This window comes from Adlercreutzia equolifaciens, assembly GCF_029076695.1.
Lineage (GTDB): Bacteria > Actinomycetota > Coriobacteriia > Coriobacteriales > Eggerthellaceae > Adlercreutzia > Adlercreutzia equolifaciens_A.
In genome coordinates, this window is the sequence record NZ_JARFIK010000002.1 from 405,379 (window position 1) to 421,308 (window position 15,930).

Annotated in this window: 12 protein-coding genes; 9 read left to right on the top strand and 3 right to left on the bottom strand. The window is 60.9% G+C overall.

The window, feature by feature from the left end:
• Positions 1 to 28: 28 nt before the first annotated feature.
• From PZH32_RS07520 to PZH32_RS07540, 5 genes are all read left to right on the top strand, one after another.
• Positions 29 to 1,045, top strand: a complete 1,017-nt coding sequence (locus PZH32_RS07520) for an NAD-dependent epimerase/dehydratase family protein (RefSeq protein ID WP_275207306.1) — start codon at positions 29 to 31, stop codon at positions 1,043 to 1,045.
• Between the two features lie 80 nt (positions 1,046 to 1,125).
• A complete protein-coding gene (locus tag PZH32_RS07525; protein WP_275207308.1) occupies positions 1,126 to 2,295 on the top strand; it encodes an ATP-grasp domain-containing protein in 1,170 nt (389 codons plus the stop codon).
• A 1-nt stretch (position 2,296) separates the two neighbouring features.
• Positions 2,297 to 2,830 carry a hypothetical protein gene (locus PZH32_RS07530; RefSeq protein WP_275207309.1) on the top strand — a complete coding sequence of 178 codons (534 nt, stop codon included), beginning with the start codon at positions 2,297 to 2,299 and terminating at the stop codon, positions 2,828 to 2,830.
• Positions 2,823 to 3,176 (top strand): multidrug ABC transporter, encoded by a 354-nt coding sequence (locus PZH32_RS07535; protein WP_275207311.1) that lies wholly within the window; start codon positions 2,823 to 2,825, stop codon positions 3,174 to 3,176. Before PZH32_RS07530 ends, PZH32_RS07535 begins: the two co-directional genes overlap by 8 nt.
• Positions 3,177 to 3,228: 52 nt before the next feature.
• Positions 3,229 to 4,422, top strand: coding sequence for a glycosyltransferase family 2 protein (locus tag PZH32_RS07540; protein WP_275207312.1), 1,194 nt, complete (start codon positions 3,229 to 3,231; stop codon positions 4,420 to 4,422).
• 138 nt (positions 4,423 to 4,560) lie between these two features.
• On the opposite strand, the gene PZH32_RS07545 is transcribed toward PZH32_RS07540, so the two are convergent.
• Both PZH32_RS07545 and PZH32_RS07550 read right to left on the bottom strand, forming a co-directional pair.
• A complete protein-coding gene (locus PZH32_RS07545) occupies positions 4,561 to 5,892 on the bottom strand; it encodes a glycosyltransferase family 2 protein (protein WP_275207313.1) in 1,332 nt (443 codons plus the stop codon).
• Between the two features lie 6 nt (positions 5,893 to 5,898).
• On the bottom strand, positions 5,899 to 8,007 hold the full coding sequence (locus PZH32_RS07550) for a glycosyltransferase (RefSeq protein ID WP_275207314.1): 2,109 nt from the start codon (positions 8,005 to 8,007) through the stop codon (positions 5,899 to 5,901).
• A 982-nt stretch (positions 8,008 to 8,989) separates the two neighbouring features.
• Between PZH32_RS07550 and PZH32_RS07555 the strand changes: the two genes are divergently transcribed.
• The 3 genes from PZH32_RS07555 (at position 8,990) to PZH32_RS07565 (ending at position 14,485) form a co-directional block, all read left to right on the top strand.
• Positions 8,990 to 10,396, top strand: coding sequence for a response regulator transcription factor (locus PZH32_RS07555; protein WP_275207315.1), 1,407 nt, complete (start codon positions 8,990 to 8,992; stop codon positions 10,394 to 10,396).
• A gap of 165 nt (positions 10,397 to 10,561) precedes the next feature.
• On the top strand, positions 10,562 to 12,235 hold the full coding sequence (locus PZH32_RS07560; protein WP_275207317.1) for an FAD-dependent oxidoreductase: 1,674 nt from the start codon (positions 10,562 to 10,564) through the stop codon (positions 12,233 to 12,235).
• 252 nt (positions 12,236 to 12,487) lie between these two features.
• Entirely contained in the window at positions 12,488 to 14,485 is a 1,998-nt protein-coding gene (locus tag PZH32_RS07565) for an S-layer homology domain-containing protein (RefSeq protein ID WP_275207319.1), read from the top strand.
• Positions 14,486 to 14,523: 38 nt separating this feature from the next.
• Here the strand turns inward: PZH32_RS07565 and PZH32_RS07570 are convergent, their stop codons facing one another.
• A complete protein-coding gene (locus PZH32_RS07570; protein ID WP_275207320.1) occupies positions 14,524 to 14,670 on the bottom strand; it encodes a hypothetical protein in 147 nt (48 codons plus the stop codon).
• An 833-nt stretch (positions 14,671 to 15,503) separates the two neighbouring features.
• Here PZH32_RS07570 and PZH32_RS07575 point away from each other — a divergent pair.
• Complete coding sequence (locus tag PZH32_RS07575) at positions 15,504 to 15,869, top strand: PH domain-containing protein (protein ID WP_275207321.1); 366 nt, start codon at positions 15,504 to 15,506, stop codon at positions 15,867 to 15,869.
• Positions 15,870 to 15,930 lie beyond the last annotated feature (61 nt).

A 15,930-nucleotide genomic window follows, 5' to 3' on the forward strand; every position in this document is an offset into this window, starting at 1 on the left:
GGCCAGGCGCCGCGGGAAGGGGAACAGCATGGTGCTAGTGATTGGAGCCACGGGCTTCATTGGCATGTACACGGTGGATTACCTGCTTGGCCAAGGCAAGCAGGTGGTGGCCACGGGTCGCAATGCGGCCTTAGGCCAGAAGCTCGAGGCCATGGGCGCCCGGTTCGTGGCATTCGACATGACCAAGCCGGAGGACTTGGCGAAGCTGCCCACGGAAGACGTGGAGGGCGTTATCGTGCTGGCAGGACTGCTGCCGGCCAATGCCACCGCCGATCTGGATAACCAGGAGAACGCCGCCGAGTACTTCGAGGTGAACGTCATCGGCCTCATCAACGTGCTCGAGTGGGCACGCCAGCATCACATCCCCAAGGTTATTGCCACCTGCAGCTACTCCGATGTGTCCGGCGCCTGGGGCACGGGCCGCGTCATCACCGAGGAGGAGCCGCGCGACTTCAAGTTCACCGGCGACCATGCCGTATACGTGATCAGCAAGAACGCCGCCAACGACGTGATGGAGTACTACAATCAGCAGCACGGCATGCAGTGCGCCTGCTTCCGCTTTCCGCCGGTGTACGGCGTGGGCCCCCACGGCACTATCCTGGTGAACGGCAAGCCCTACAAGTCGGGCATCCAAACCTTCATCGAGCGTGCCGAGGCTGGCGAGGACATCGAGCTGTGGGGCGACCCGCATATCAGCCGCGACATTGTCTACGTGAAGGACGTGGCCCGCGCCTTCGCCATGGCCCTGGAAAGCGACGACACCCGCGGCCTGTACAACATGACCAGCGGGGTAGGGCTCGACCTGGAGGACCAGGCTCGCGCCGTCATCCAGGTGTTCGGCGAAGGCAAGGGCTCGAACATCGTGTACCGTCCGGACAAGCCCAACAACACGCCGTCGTTCCTCTACTCCATGGAGAAGGCCAAGCGCGACTTCGGCTTCGAGCCAGAGTACACCGACTACGTGGCCATGATGGAAGACTACAAAGCCGAGCTAGAAAGCGGCCGCTGGGAGGCGCTCGTAGATTCCCGAAAGCGCGAGGCCTAACCGTGACCCCCCGGCAGCAGCGAGACAGCCAACCGTCTGACTTGTCTCATTCTCAAGACCGAGGCAGCCAGCCAGCTGACTTGTCTCATCCGATCAAGTTGGCCATCATCGGGGCGTCCGATTTCCAGAACCCGCTGATTTTGGCGGCGAAGGCGCGCGGCATCGAGACCCATGTGTTCGCCTGGGAAGCGGGGGACGTAGGGGAGCGCACCGCGGACGTTTTCTACCCCATCAGCATTACCGAGGTGGAGGCCATTGCCGACGAATGCCGCCGCATTGGCGTGGACGGCGTGGCCTGCATTGGGTCGGACCTGGGAAATATCACCGTGTCGGCCGTGGCCGAACGGTTGGGGCTGACGGCGAACTCGATGGACTGCGTGCACCGGAGCACCAACAAGGAGCTGATGCGGCGCACCTTCGAGGAGCACGGCGACCCTTCGCCGCGCAGTCTTCCCGTGACGGCGGACACCGATCTGGCCGTGCTGGCAGCCTCGCTGGACTACCCGGTTATTGTGAAGCCCGCCGATCGTTCCGGCAGCCGCGGCATTACGAAGCTGGCGTCGGCCGAGGGGCTGGAGGCGGCGGTGCAGCGCGCGCTGGATGAGAGCTTCATGGGCGAGGCCCTGGTGGAGGAATTCGCCGAGGGCGACGAGTACAGCGTGGAGCATATCACCTGGCAGGGCGAGCATCGCTTCCTGGCCATTACCGAGAAGTTCACCAGCGGCGCGCCCATGTTCATCGAGCGCGGTCATGTGGAACCGGCGCGCATTACGCCCGAACGGGCGGAGGCCATCCGTGCGGTGGTGGAGCATGCCCTGGACAGCTTGGGGGTTGAGTACGGCGCCTCTCATGCTGAAGTGAAGGTGGCGTCCGACGGCTCCATCAAGATTATCGAGATTGGCAGCCGCATGGGCGGTGATTGCATCGGCAGCGACTTGGTGCGGCTGTCCACGGGCTACGATTTCGTGAACGCCGTCATCGATGTGGCCCTGGGCTATGAGCCGGCCGCCGTGCCAGAGCCCGGGCAGGGGGCGGGTCGTGCGGCAGCCGTGCGCTTCGTGTTCGGACCCGAGGACCGGGCGGCGCTTGAGGCCCTGCGCGCCGAGGCGCCGGAGCGTCTGGAGTTCGTGAGCCCGATGTACGCGGCGGACCATGCCATTGTCGACAGCGGCTCGCGCTACGGGTTCTTCATCTTCTCCGGGGACGAGATGGGGGAGATAGAGAAGTATTTGCCCGAGGTGGAGGCCTAGCATGTCCTCGCGCCTGAAAACCCTGTTCGCGCTGCATTTGCTGTTGATGGTGTACTCCACCAGCGGCATTTTGAGCAAGCTGGCCGCGGGAGTGGATTTCCTGAGCTGGCAGTTCGTGGCGCTGTACGCGGGCATTATTGCGCTTCTGGGCGTGTACGCCATCGGCTGGCAGCAGATTCTGCGTCGCATGCCCTTGACCAGCGCCTTCTCCAACAAGGCCGTCACTATTGTGTGGGGCATCGTATGGGGCGCGCTGTTCTTCAGCGAGCCTATTACCGTAGGCAAGGTGATCGGTGCCGCGCTTATCATTGCCGGTGTGGTACTGTTCGCCCACGCGGATGGGGAAGAGCAGAATAATGGATCGGATGGTGCGTCCGGCGGCTCGTCGGGAGGCGGCCGACGAGATGCGGATAGCGAGGCGCACGGCAGCCGAGGCGCTGGCGCGGACGGCGATGCGACGGGCTCCGACCCGGCGGACGGCCCGCAATCGGGCAGGGACCTTCTGGGCTCCCAGGGGGTGATCATCGATGGATAGCGCCCTCATACTGTACTCCGGCATCCTGCTGCTGGGCACGTTCATCAGCGCGGTGTCGCAAGTCATCCTCAAGAAAGCCGCCCTGAAAACCTACGACTCCAAGCTGGCGGAGTACTTGAACTTCCCGGTGATCTTCGCCTACACCTTGTTTGTGGCCACTACGCTCATGTGCATCATTGCCTACCGCGTCGTGCCGCTGTCCTTCGGGCCGGTGTTGGAATCTACCAGCTATTTGTACGTGACGGTCTTCGGCGTGCTTATCTTCAAGGAAAAGATTACCAAGAAGAAGCTGCTGGCCTTGGGCCTCATCCTGGCCGGCATTGCCGTCTACGCCACGGGATTGTAGGCGGCGGGTTCTCGTATAATGGGGACATCGAATACGGCGAAGAAGGGCGAGTATGGCAGCTGAACCGATAGTTTCTGTGGTGGTGCCGGTGTACAACACGGCCCCTTATGTGCGCGAGTGCTTGGACAGCCTGATCAATCAGACGTTGCGGGATATCGAGATCATCTGCGTAGACGACGGCTCCACCGATGGATCCGACGCCATTCTAGAGGAGTACGCGGCAGTTGATCCGCGCGTGCGCGTCATTCGCCAGCAGAATCAATACGCCGGCGTGGCGCGCAACAACGGCATGGCTGCAGCCCGGGGCACCTATATCATGTTCTGCGATTCCGACGATTGGATGGCCCTGGACGCTTTGGAGCTGATGAGCAGCCAGGCAGAGCACGACCGCGCCGATATCTGCGTCTGCGGAGGCGAGCGGTTTTACGAAGGCATCGATCTAACGGTGACCGACCCGTCCTATCTGAACATGAAGCGTGTGCCCGAAGAGCTGCCGTTCAACCGCGAAAGCAACGAGGAGTTCATCTTCAGCTTCACCACCATCATGATGTACAACAAGATGTATCGTCGGGCTTTTTTGCGCGAGCATCAGCTGGCTTATTCGTCGCGCCGCAACGGCGAGGACGTGGTTATCTCTGCCCTGGCGCTGTGGAAGGCGCAGCGCATTACGGTGGTGAACAAGTCGCTGGTGTGCTATCGCATCGATCGGTCCGACAGCCTGGTGGGAACACTGTCTCAGGATCCGCTGGGACCGTTGGAAAGCTGGCTTGAGGTGTACCGCGCCATCGGAAGCGAGCTGGGAGCCACCAAGCAGAGCTTTGACAGCAAGGTGGTGGGGGTGGCGCGGCACACGCTGCGCAACATCGCTTCCTCAGCAGGCATGGAGACCGGCGTGGCCTTCGTGCGCGACGTGATGTTCCCGGAAATGCGTATTGGCGTGCAGCCTGAGGGCTACTATCCCACGGAGCGGTACAACGAGTTCATTACCATGGTGCGGGATTTGCCCTTCAACGACTTCATGGCAGCATTCCTGTATATGACCGCTCGCGACTTGGAGTTGGAGAACGCGCGGAAGTTGTCGGCCCAGCAAAAGCTGCGAGCTGAGCGTCGCGAGCTGAAGGGTCAGCTGAAGACCGTTCGCGAAGAGCGCGACAAAGCGCGCAAGCGCGTGACAGCTTTGGAGGGAAGCACCTCGCTCAAGGTGGGACGCGCGCTGACGGCACCCTTCCGGGCTTTGAAGCGGTAGGAGGGCGCCGCGGCATCCTTGCACCGTTGGGCTGCGCTCATCGTCTGACTAGAAGAGGATGACCCTCGGCGCATTCAGCCCGCGTTGTGACCTTCGCGTGGGATGCTCGATCTGGGGCTCCGCGCGAACGGAGGCCGATTAGGCTTTATCGATATCGGTGTTTGCTGCCGTGTTGGCGTCGCGCTTTGAGCGCGTAAGGGTCTGGAGCTTGCGGGGAATGCGGCAGAGGGCGCGGCCGACGCGGTACTCAGCGGTATTCTGGGCTGCTTTCGCCTGTTGACGGGCTTCTTTAAGGGCGGCATCCTTCTTCTTGAGGCGCTGCTTCAGCTTCTTTTCGGCTGCTTCGTGGCGCTGGCGCTCCTGGGCCAGCTGGACGCGCAAATCGCGTAACTCGTCCAGGCGTACGGCGGCGCGGTACACGGCGCGCTGGCGAATGTCCTCGGTGGTGCCGTACAGCTTGAACAGATACTCGTCGGCAGAGAGCTGCTTGAGGTCCTCCACGAAGGCTCCGTAGCGCTCGGTAAGGTAGTCGCTCGGCTCTGCATCGAAAAGTCCCAGGTCTTTGGCGCCTCCCTCGGCGAGCGTGCGATAGACCAGCTGGAAGGCTTCGGCGGTGTTGAGGGTGTTCAGGTTGTAGAGGCAGCCGCCGGCAGCCCAGCTCGCATAGGTTTTCTGCAGGGGTTCGTACAGCCCCTGTTCTTCCAGGAAGGTTTTGAAGGCCAGGAAAGCGGCCAGAAAATCGAGGGGATGGTTGTCTTTGGCGGCCATGGTGTTCTGGCCGGTTCCTTTGCGGTGGAAGACCAGCGCTTCGTCAAGCTGGGCAATGCGGTCGGCCAATAGCACGGCCGGCCCGGCGAACATGAGGTCCTCAGTGAGGTAGAGGTCCTGGTAGCGCAGCTGGTGCTTCCGTACGAAGTCCATGCGCAGCACCTTGTTCCAGGGGAAGTTCTGGCAGCTCTCCAGGATCCAGTCGGGGTTGTCGCGCCAGGAGATGACTTCGTCGGGGAACTTGCCGCGCAGGACGGTCCAGGACACTCGCAGGGGCGCTCCGACGCGCTCGTCGTACTCACAATGGGGGAGAACGGCCAGATCAGCTCCGGTTCGCTCCAGGAGCGCCACGGCCTTCTCGATAAGCGTTGGATCGCACCAGTCGTCGGCGTCGAAGCAGTAAAGGTAGGTGCCGTGCGCCTCCTCGATGCCGCGGTTGCGAGCTACGCCCGGGCCGGCGTTCCCCTGCTTGATCAATCGCAGGCGCGGGTCGCGGGCTGCGTAGTCGGCGATAAGGACGGCCGAGCCGTCGGAGGAGCCGTCGTCGACGCAGATGACCTCCAGGTTCTGGTAGGTTTGCCCCAGCAGGCTGTTCAGGCATTGGGCCAGGTCACGCTCGGCATTGTAGACGGGCACGACAATGGAGACCAAGGGGGTGGGGGCGCTCTCGGTGGTTGTGGTATCGGATCGCGCATCGATCATAGCGGCCTACTTCCCGGAATGGTTGACAGAGCGCTTGAGAGCCCTTGCCGGAGCCGTTAGGGCGCGACCCACCTTGAACGAACTTGAGGAGCGGAGTTTCTCCAGATCACCCTGGGATTTCTCAAGCTTTTCCTGGGTCTTCTCAAGACGCGTCTCGGTTTTAGCGAGTGCCTTCTGGGTGCGCTTCAGCTCGCTGCCGCGCTCCTTCGCCTTCTCGCGCGCGGAAGCGAGCTTCTCTCGCGTGCTGGCAAGCGAGGTGGTGGCGGAGGCGAGGTCGGACTGCGCGCTGGCCAGCTGAATGGCGCGCACCTGCATCCCGTAGGAATAGAGCGCGGTCAGCCATGTCTGGAAATCCAGGGCATTGTCGTCATAGATGCCCTGATCATCTAGCTGCTCCTTGACGGTTTCGGCAATGGAGAGCAGCTCGTTCGGATCGGCAGCAAAGGGTTGATCACCCGTGCGCGTGACCACGCGGCCCGAAAGCACGGTGGCGCGAGCGACGGCCGAGAGCGCCTCCCTGGCAAAGGAGGCGACAGCATCGGGACCTTCGGGGAATGTGAAGTTGCTGCCGTTCAGGAACGATGCACGGAACATCTTGTTCGCAAGCAGCGTCGTATCGAAGCGCAGAACGAAGCCGCGCGGGTCGTCGGCGCTACAGAGTTTGCCATGGCGCGGCCAGTCCAGAAGCGGGTTACCCGCTAGGGAGGGGCGCGTGCCCATCTTGTGCAGCCAGCGACAGGCGATGGCGTCCAGGTCGTCGCGATCGGCGGCGCGCACGAAGTACTCAAGGACGCGCGGCTCGGGACGATCGGCGGCCTCGACGAGCATGAGGTAGGTGCCGCACGCCTCCTTCAAGCCAGCGTTGAGCGCCTGGCCCGTGGTGGTGCAGGGAGGAAGGACGCGCACGCGCGGGTCGTCAAGGGCAACGGCGTCGACGCTGTTTGCGGAGGCCGGCGCGACGGGCGCCTCGGTGGCAGCAGGCCCCCCGGTCTTGAGGAGGTCGTCCGCGGTTGCCGCGCTTGCAGCCTCTCCCTCTTCGCAGGGTACGTAAAGGATCTCGATATCTTGGCTGGTGAAGGCCTTGACGCAGTTAAAGGCCGCTTCGTTGTCATCAGCGGAACCGTTGGCCGCAAAGACTACGCTGACGGCCGGTGCTCCTTCGGCCATGCGCGTGATGAACTCCAGATCGTTGCGCTTGAACACTTCCGGCGTGCAGTATCCCGCACGGTAGTCGGCGCCCAGTTCGCGCTCCATGACTTCGCTGAAGCTCTCTTTGAACTCGTCGGCGACGCGCTGAGCGTTCCAGTGGTAGGTGCGGTAGCGCAGCGAGGCCAGCGCCGCCCCCAGCGTATCGATCAGGTTGCGCTCGGCCAGGAATCGCTCGCATTCGGCCGCTTCATCGCAGATGGCGAAGACCTTGCTCTTCGAGTTCGACGACGACGCCTCGTTGTCGCGGTTGTACAGGATGACCGGGGTTTCCGTGAGCATGACGCGCTTGGCCAGGGCCCAGGTTTTGAAGCCGAAGGCGGTGTCCTGGTACGACGCGCCCGGCGTCTCGGTGAACCAAAGGCCGTTGTCGGTCAGGAAGCTGCGGCGGTAGAGCCCGGTCCACAAGCTGGGATTCACCCAGAAGCAGACGGGGAAGTTCGCGGGGTCGAACACTTCGTCGAAGGGGAGCGGGGGCTGCTGCTCCGAGCAGAACGCACTGGCGCCCTTGTGGGGGTCGTACAGCGACTCGGTGCCGTGGTAGCAGCGAATATACGAGCCGCGCACCATGTCCAGGTCGTTGTCCTGGGCCAGGTCAAGCAGAGTTTGCCAGGCGCCGTCGCAGACGCGGTCGTCGGATTCCAGGATGCCCACGTAGGTGCCGCGCGCTGCGCGCAGGCCGTCGTTCATGGCGGCGCCGTAGCCGGCGTTCTCCTTGTTGATGACGCGGATGCGGCTGTCCTGGGCGGCGAACTGCTGCAAGATTTCCGGAGAGGAATCGGTGGATCCGTCGTTGACGCAGATGATTTCAAGGCCGGGGATGTCCTGGGCCAAGGCGCTTTCCAGGCACGCGGCCAGATAGCGCTCCACGTTGTACACCGGCATGATGATGGAAAGCACAGGCTCCATGGGTCCCCTTAGCAACAGGTTCGAACGGTAGATGCTGGCTGCTGCCGATGGGCGTCTGCATGGCTGCATGCAGTTGCGCCAAGTTGGAGGCGACACAAGCAGTGCGCCAGCAGCCTACCAGCACTCGTATTCTACCGCGCAATTCAGACGCTTCTGCAGTGGAAGAGCTAACGCGATAGCAAAAATGCAGGCTGATGGCGAGGACGGCTTTTGGCTGTCGCGAAAGGCGGCCGCTCTGGTGCCTTACGTGTGCTGCAAGCCTGAGGCGCATGGAGGGGTTGCTGTCGCGTCCTCTGCGTCCCGGTTCTCTTTCTCTATGTTGTTGCGAGCTGCGATTTGCGTCGTGAATCGCTCCGGGTTGCCACTGGCCGCTATGTCTGTGCCACAGCTTCGTTCGACTTGTCGCTAGCTACGGGACCTGCGCTGCGGCTCATCCCGTTGTGAGGCGCTCCAAAAATGCGATTTTGTAAAACCCGAAGGCGCGCAACTGAAAATCCGTTGCAAAAGTTCGATTCTGCACCGCTGAAAGTCGCCTGAGGCGCGTTGCGATTTGCGTCGACATGCGTTTGCCCAGGTCGCGAAAGACTGACAGCTGACCTTCACTCGGTCGGTGCCGTCGCTATGGTGCAAAATCGCACGTTTACAACGGATTTTTGAATTCGGAGAGCAAGAAATTACAAAACCGTGTTTTTGCAGCATGGAGGGGAGCGAAGAAAGCGTTTGGCATCGTGTGGAGCCGCTGAAAATGGCGATTTTGCTGTTCTCGTCTGCGCGTGCCGAGAGCAGTCCCTCGGCAGCGGAGGAGCGGCGCTCCCCCTCGGCAGTGTGCAGATCGAGACAACCCTTTCTTGACACCGTCCAGGTGGCGGTGCCTCCTCTCGGTAGCATAGCGGGTTTCGCGATGCTCACGTTTTTCTGCCCTCGCACCAGCAAGAACTAATGCTCGGTTATACTGAAAAGCTGCTTTTGGGAGGGAGCCGCTATGGGAGCAAACTTGACGCATAATGGCGCTGAGCGTGCACGACTTGTGCTGGGCTTCGGCATATTCTGGTCCTTGACTAAGGGCTACATGAACAGTCAAGTGTTCTCTTTTCCTGACCGGTCCGGGGGCGAGGGATCGCTCTTCTTGTTATACCTGATCGTGTCATCTCTCTTTGCTGTTGGACTTCTTGTGTTCGGTGTTCGCCGCGGCGCTCGGCTTTTGGTGCCAGCCTGGATTCCCGCTCTTTGCGCATGTGCGGGCTTGCTGCTGCTGTCAGGCTCGACGCTTTCGTTGAGTGCCGTTGGGTGTTTGCTTTGCTCGGTGGGAATGACGGGCTTGTTCGTGCTCTGGTTTAGGGCGTTGAGTGCTTCTTTACGCGGCAACGTGCTGGTCAATGTGGCACTTGGCTTTTTGGCAGGGAACGTCTTTGCTTGGGGCTACGAATTCGTGGAAGGTCCCATTGTCTACGCAGTATTCGTGGTGCTCCTTTTCGTCGACGCCCTTCTGTGCGTTTCTCCTGATAATACGGGTGGCCAAGAGGAGGAAGACGGGCGGCTTGTTCTGGGTCACGCTCTCAAGCTGCCCGCTATGGCGCTGGTAAGTTTCGCCACAATCTCTATCATCTCAATTGCCATGAGCTACATCGCTCTTTTTGAGCGCCAAGTTCCCATTGGCGCGCAGATTTGGATTCATTTGATTGGGCCGACGCTGGGGTCGGCTTTGGCGCTTCTTCTCGTTCGCACATTCAAAAGTCGGATTAACGGCTCTCAAGTTGTCATATTTCTGATGGCCACGTTGATTCTCTTTGTGCCGATTCTCCAGTCGTCGTACGTGACTATTTTCAAGTTGCTCTCCATGGCTGCGGTGGAGTTTCTCTTCGTGCAGGCGGTTGCGCTCTGTGCTTATGAGGCTCAGCGACATGGTGTTGTAAGCGTGCCCTTGGGCGCTGTGTGCTGGGGTGTGCTGTCTCTCTCGACGGGGGTTGGCGCCGTGCTGGGGCGCATTTGCTCGCAGCTTTCGTTGGACGAGGCGCTTTTCTACGGTTGCCTTGCGATGGTGTTCGCCTACCTGATTATTATCGCGCTGGTTTTCGCCGTTGTTGCCCCGGCGCGCAAACGTCGTAGCGAGGCCAAGCCGAACGAAAGCACTGAAACGATTGTTTCGGTGCCTGCTATCACCCCTCCCAGTATCGACGATATCGTCGGCTCCCTGGTCCAAAGCCATGGATTGACGCCGCGTGAGCAGGATGTGCTCAAGCTCTTGGCGGTAGGACGCAGTGGTACCTACATAGCTGAAACGCTGTGTATTTCGCCCGATACCGTCAAAGGTCACACGCGTCGCATTTACGCCAAGCTTGATGTTCACTCGAAACAGGAGCTTCTTGACTTATTCCAGTTCAACAAGTGAATGATCCCGTATTTTGCATCGAAAAATAGATAGCCCAAAAGGGGTTGGATGCAGAAAACAGCCCCAAAGGTGGCTTTTGCTCTTGTTGCTCTCTGGTTATGGTGATCCTCGTTGGGCGTCCTCATTGTGCGGCGTCCGGAGGGAGTATCAAAAGGAGGGTCAATCATGACTATTTCACGACGCGATTTTTTGAAAGCGGGCGGCGCGGGAGCATTTGCGGTATGCGCCACAGGAGCTTTGGCGGGTTGCGCTTCTCAGCCAGCTGCCAATGACGATCCCGAGTTGAGCGAAACGGGCACGGATGCTACGGCAGGAGCGGAGGCGAACGTCGATCTGACGCGCGACACTCATCCCTTCGCCATTGAGGGCACCCCGGCAGACCAGGCCGCGGGCTTGGAGACGGTGTCGTGCGACTATTTGGTCATCGGCTCAGGCGTGTGCGGCTTGACCACGGCGGCTCATGCGGCTGAGCTTGGCAACCAGGTTATTGTGCTTGAAAAGGCAACGAGCGATGGCGGCGCCACCTCTTACACAGAGGCGCATTTTGCGCTCGACACATGCAAGTACGTCAAGGAGCAGGGCCACAAAACATGGACCATCAAAGAGGCCTACGACTACTTCATGCACTTCAACAATTACCGTCCCGACGGGATGCTGGTCAGCTCGTTCTTGCGTCACTGCAATGAGCCCTATGACTGGTTCATCGACAAGGGCGCCCAGGTGAACACGCTGCTCTACTCGCTGGCCGGCCCCAATACCGGTGCGGGTATGTTCTTCGAAGGAAAAGCTGCCGCGTTGGCCGATATCTGCCGTCAGATTTTGGCGGAAAACGGGGGAGAGATTGTAACGGGGACGCCGGCAACCAGCTTGGTCGTGGATGCCGACGGCGCTGTGGTGGGCGCCGTTGCCGGTGCAGCTGATTCCCCTACGTACTACCAGGCGAAAGCTGTTTTTGTGGCTACGGGCGGCTTTGGGCGCAATGCCGAAATGGTTCACTACTATCTGGGCTCCAAGGGCGATGCTGCTTTTGTGGGTGACGAGCAGCTTGAGCATGACGGCGACGGCATCAATATGATGCTGGGTGTCGGCGCCACTAACGGTGGCCTGGAGTGGTCCCAGGGCCAGACGCCGAACGTTGACGGCGGCGTTCCCTATGGAGACCCCATTGACCGAGCGGCGAGCGAGCCGTATCTGTGGATCAACAAGTACGGCAAGCGAGTGGGATGCGAGAGCTTCACCAATCTCACGATCCCGTTCAACTTTGCCTCCTACGCGCCTGGTCACTGCTACTACAACGTTTTCGATGCCGATATGGTAAAGCGCATGGAGACCGAGAACTTCTTCTGCCAGAGCCGTGGGCTGCCTTACACGTTTGATCCCGAGCCGGGCATGGGGGAGGCCCTCGACGCTGGGGCTGCAGCGGGCAATTGCTTCAAGGCCGATACTCTTGAGGACTTGGCGTCCCAAACCGGTATCGAAGCGGCGGCGCTGGTCCAGAGCATCGACGAGTACAACGCCCTGTGCGACAAGGGCGAGGACGACATCTTCTTCAAGGATGCTTCGATGCTGCTCCCGATCAAGACGGCGCCGTTCTACGCCATCAAGTGCATTCCTTCGCGTCTTTCCACGCTGTGCGGCGTTAAGGTGAACGAGGATTTGCAGGTGACCGACGCAAATGGCAAGCCCATTGCGGGCCTGTATGCCGGCGGTCTAGATTCTGGCGGATTCTTCACTACGGACTACAACCATGCGTTCTCTGGCTCGGCATCTTCCTTCTCGTACTTCTCGGGATATCACGGAGCCGAGGCGGCTGATAAGTTCATCAAGCAGACCGCTTAAGCTTCGCTTTTGCCCTCCCGGTAAGCGCCCGTCGGCCTTTAGGCCGTGCGGGCGCTTACTACTTGGCGTGGAGAAGGGAGGGCGCGGCAGTGGGCCTCTTCCTCTTGCTGCCTGCACTTCGAAATGTGCTTTACGTGCTGGCTTCTTCCCTGTTAGAAGATGCCTTTTGACGGGTCGTCGGCTTGTGGACGGGGCGTCATTATCCTATACTGACTAACAATGATTGCGCAGGTCAAATTAAAGGGAGTAGAAATGAAGCACTTGACACGCAGCGTTTTCAGCATGGCTTTTTGCGGCCTCTTGACGGTCTCGCTAGTGCCCGCCACGGCCTTGGCGGGCGAGGGAGGCGCCGCCGAAGCGCCGGCTCGGTCGGCTCAGGAAGTTGTCGCGCAGGGGATGGAAAGCTCCCTCGTAACGACTATCGGCTCTGCGCCGGTCGCCGCCGCCACTGAGGCGAGCGCCCCCGCTGCCACCGACGGCATTGCCTTGCAGGCTATCAACCCGCTGGACCAGAAGATCTCCCGCGAAGACGCCCTGGCCGCTCTGCGTCAGTTTGACGCCACCTATCCCAGCTTCGCTACCATCTACGACGTAACCCCCAGCACCGTGGCGCCCTATCGTGCCGGCGCACTCAACCGCGCTACCATCGAGCCCGCGCTGGGCTACGTGAACCTCGTTCGCTACCTGGCTGGTCTGGGCCATGATGTGACTACTACCACGGCGAAGAACGAGGCCGCCCAGGCCGCGGCCGTGGTCTGCGCCGCTAATGGCACCATCGATCACACCCCGGCACGCCCGGCGGGCATGGACGATGCCCTCTACCAGCTAGGCTACGAAGGTGCGGGCTCGTCGAACCTTTCCGCGGGCCGTCCGCAGCTAGCTTCTGCGGTCCTCCAAGGCTGGCTGGCCGACCCCGGCGAGAACAATAAGACCGACCTGGGGCATCGTCGCTGGATTCTGTACCCCAACCTCACCACGACGGGCTTTGGCTTCGCCGAGAGCAACCTGAGCTACCGCTACTACTCCGCCATGGAGACGGCGGGCAATTATGCGGGCGACACGGGCAAGTACGTGGCGTGGCCCGCGCAAACGACGCCGGTTCAGCTGGTTGTTACCAGCGATTACCAGAAGGGCTACCCTTGGTCATTCTCGGTGGGCGGCACCATTGCCCAGCCCGAAAAGGTGCGTGTCACGCTCACGCGGCTCTACGACGGCAAGACCTGGCAGTTCTCCCAGCCGGGCGGCACCGAGGGCAACGACGGTGAGCTGTACGTGAGCAACCAGGGCTACGGCGATCGCGGGTGCGTCATCTTCACGCCCGACAACACCGAAGAGACCATCTATCCCTACAAGGACGGCGACACGTTCCGCGTGCGCATTGTGGGGGCTGCGGAAGATCCCATCGAGTACACCGTGGAGTTCGTGAACAGCTATCGCGCGCTGAGCGACGCGGTGCTGACCGAGGACGGCGCCACCTACAAGTTCACGGGCAAGCCGGTGAAGCCCCAGGTGACGCTGAAGTACAACGGAGTGGCGCTGGTCGAAGGCATCGACTTCGAGTTCGAGCTGCAGAACAACGTCAACCCCGGCACGGTCCACGGCAAGATTGTGGGCAAGGGCCTGTACCAGGGCACCGAGCGCGACATCTCCTTCGAGATTGTGGGCGACAACTACGGCTTCTCGGACGTGGAGCGCGGCGCATGGTACGCCATCGATGACGTGCTGGGCTTCGTGACCGATCGCAAGATCATGAACGGCTACGCCGACGGCACCTTCGGCCCCCATGACCGCATCACCCGTGGTCAGGCGGCCACGGTGCTGCACAATTTGGCCGGCAAGCCTGCCGCCACCTCGACGAAGTTCAAGGACGTGAACTACAACGAGTACTACGGGCCGGCCATTGCGTGGGCCCGCGCCGAGGGCATCATCAGCGGTTACGGCAGCACGAACACCTTCGGCCCCAACAACTACGTGACCCGCGAGGAGTTTGCCGCCATGCTGACCACCTACGCGCGCGTGGTGGGGAAGGTAGACGTGACGCCTGTGGGCGAAAAGGCCCAGGCCATGTCCGATTACAGCAGCATTTCCAGCTGGGCTGTTCCCTCGGTGGAGTGGATCATGGACAAGGAAATTATCACCGGCTACGCCCTGGCCGACGGAGGCACCGCCATCCGCCCGAGCGGCTACACCGAGCGCTGCCAGGCAGCCAAGATGTTGGCCGTTCTCCAGCGAGACGTCCTGGGGAAGTAGGGGAGTAGGGAGGCGCGAAGCGGTCGCAACCGCCGATCCTACGCGCCTTCTTCCGCCAGCTGGATGGAAGGAAGCACGATGCGTCCCTCGGGGGCATCGGCTTCTTGAGGAGCGAGTGGTCGGGTGCTCGTTGTCTTGCCGCTTGGATAGTTGCGGACTTGGTGAGCGTCGCCTTGTTTTGCCACCTGGATTTTCTTTCTCCGTATAAGCGTGCAATAAGCAGGGCCTGACTGCATCATGCAGTCAGGCCCTTTTGCTTTTGGCCGGCGATGTTACTCTAGCTGGTGTCTTTTCTGGCTAGTGTCCCTGAATACGTTGGAAAGACTCGTCATGGCAGCTGTTGCGCTGTAAAAGTGCGGTTTTGTAATTTCGGAAGGCTCGGAACGAAAAATCCGTTGCAATCGTGCGATTTTGCACCGCATGAACCCAGCAAATCGCCAAAGCGCGCTCGTACTGGGCGAGTTTTCCCAGGTGGCGTAGATTCTCTTGCGCAGCCTCGGGCCCGCGGCCCCCTCTCAACGGTGCAAAATCGAACTTCTGCAGCGGATTTTCGGCGCGGCAAAGGTAAAAAATGCAAAATCGAACTTTTGCAGCGGGGTCCGTGTGTCTGGCGTGGGCGTATGGCTTAGACATGGGTCTTGTAGAGGTTCGGGATTTTCATGTGCCTGGGGAAGTTCCAGGGTGCGGAGCCGTTTGGGTGTGTGAGCCTTGCCGCACGTACAGACCGTTAAGAAGCTCGCGGCGCCCTGGAGCCGATGGCTACGGCTGGGCTGTAGTCCCATGGTTGACGCATCTGAGGTGGGCTGGGGATGTCGGGTGATTTGGCTGGGCTTATAGGGCCATCCTGTGCGCCCCATGATGGAAGGTGGCTGCTTGGTTAAGGATGGGGGCTCTGCAGACTGAAGAGCGGGCTGGTGATTTATCTTGTCCCGCACGGGTTTCGTCGGACGCGATGGCGTAAGTCTCGCGCGCAGATGAAGGCCCGTGCTGGAATCCGATAGAGGAGAGAGGAAGCGCCATGGCAATCGACAACATGATGGAGTTCACGTTCATTGAGGAATGCCCCATCCCGGGCGACGTTCAGCAACTTTTGGTTCCCGGCGAGCAGCCGGTGGCCGCCTACAAGACGCTGCGCGACAGCGCGATCTTTACTGACCGTCGCTTGATCCTTCGCGACGCGCAGGGCATTACCGGCAAGAAGGTGGAGGTCTACAGCATCCCGTGGAAGGCCGTACAGGTGTGGTCGTCTGAGAACGCCGGGCATATTGACATCAACGCCGAGCTGGAGCTATGGACGCATGTGGGACATGTGAAAGTCAATCTGAAGCGCGACATCAACATCCGCAGGTTGGATCTTCTTATCGGGGCTTATGTTTTGAGGTAGGTATCAGCAGAGGCCGCCTCGCCCGCAAGGCGAGGCGGCCCTACTTTTGATGGCCTGTTTG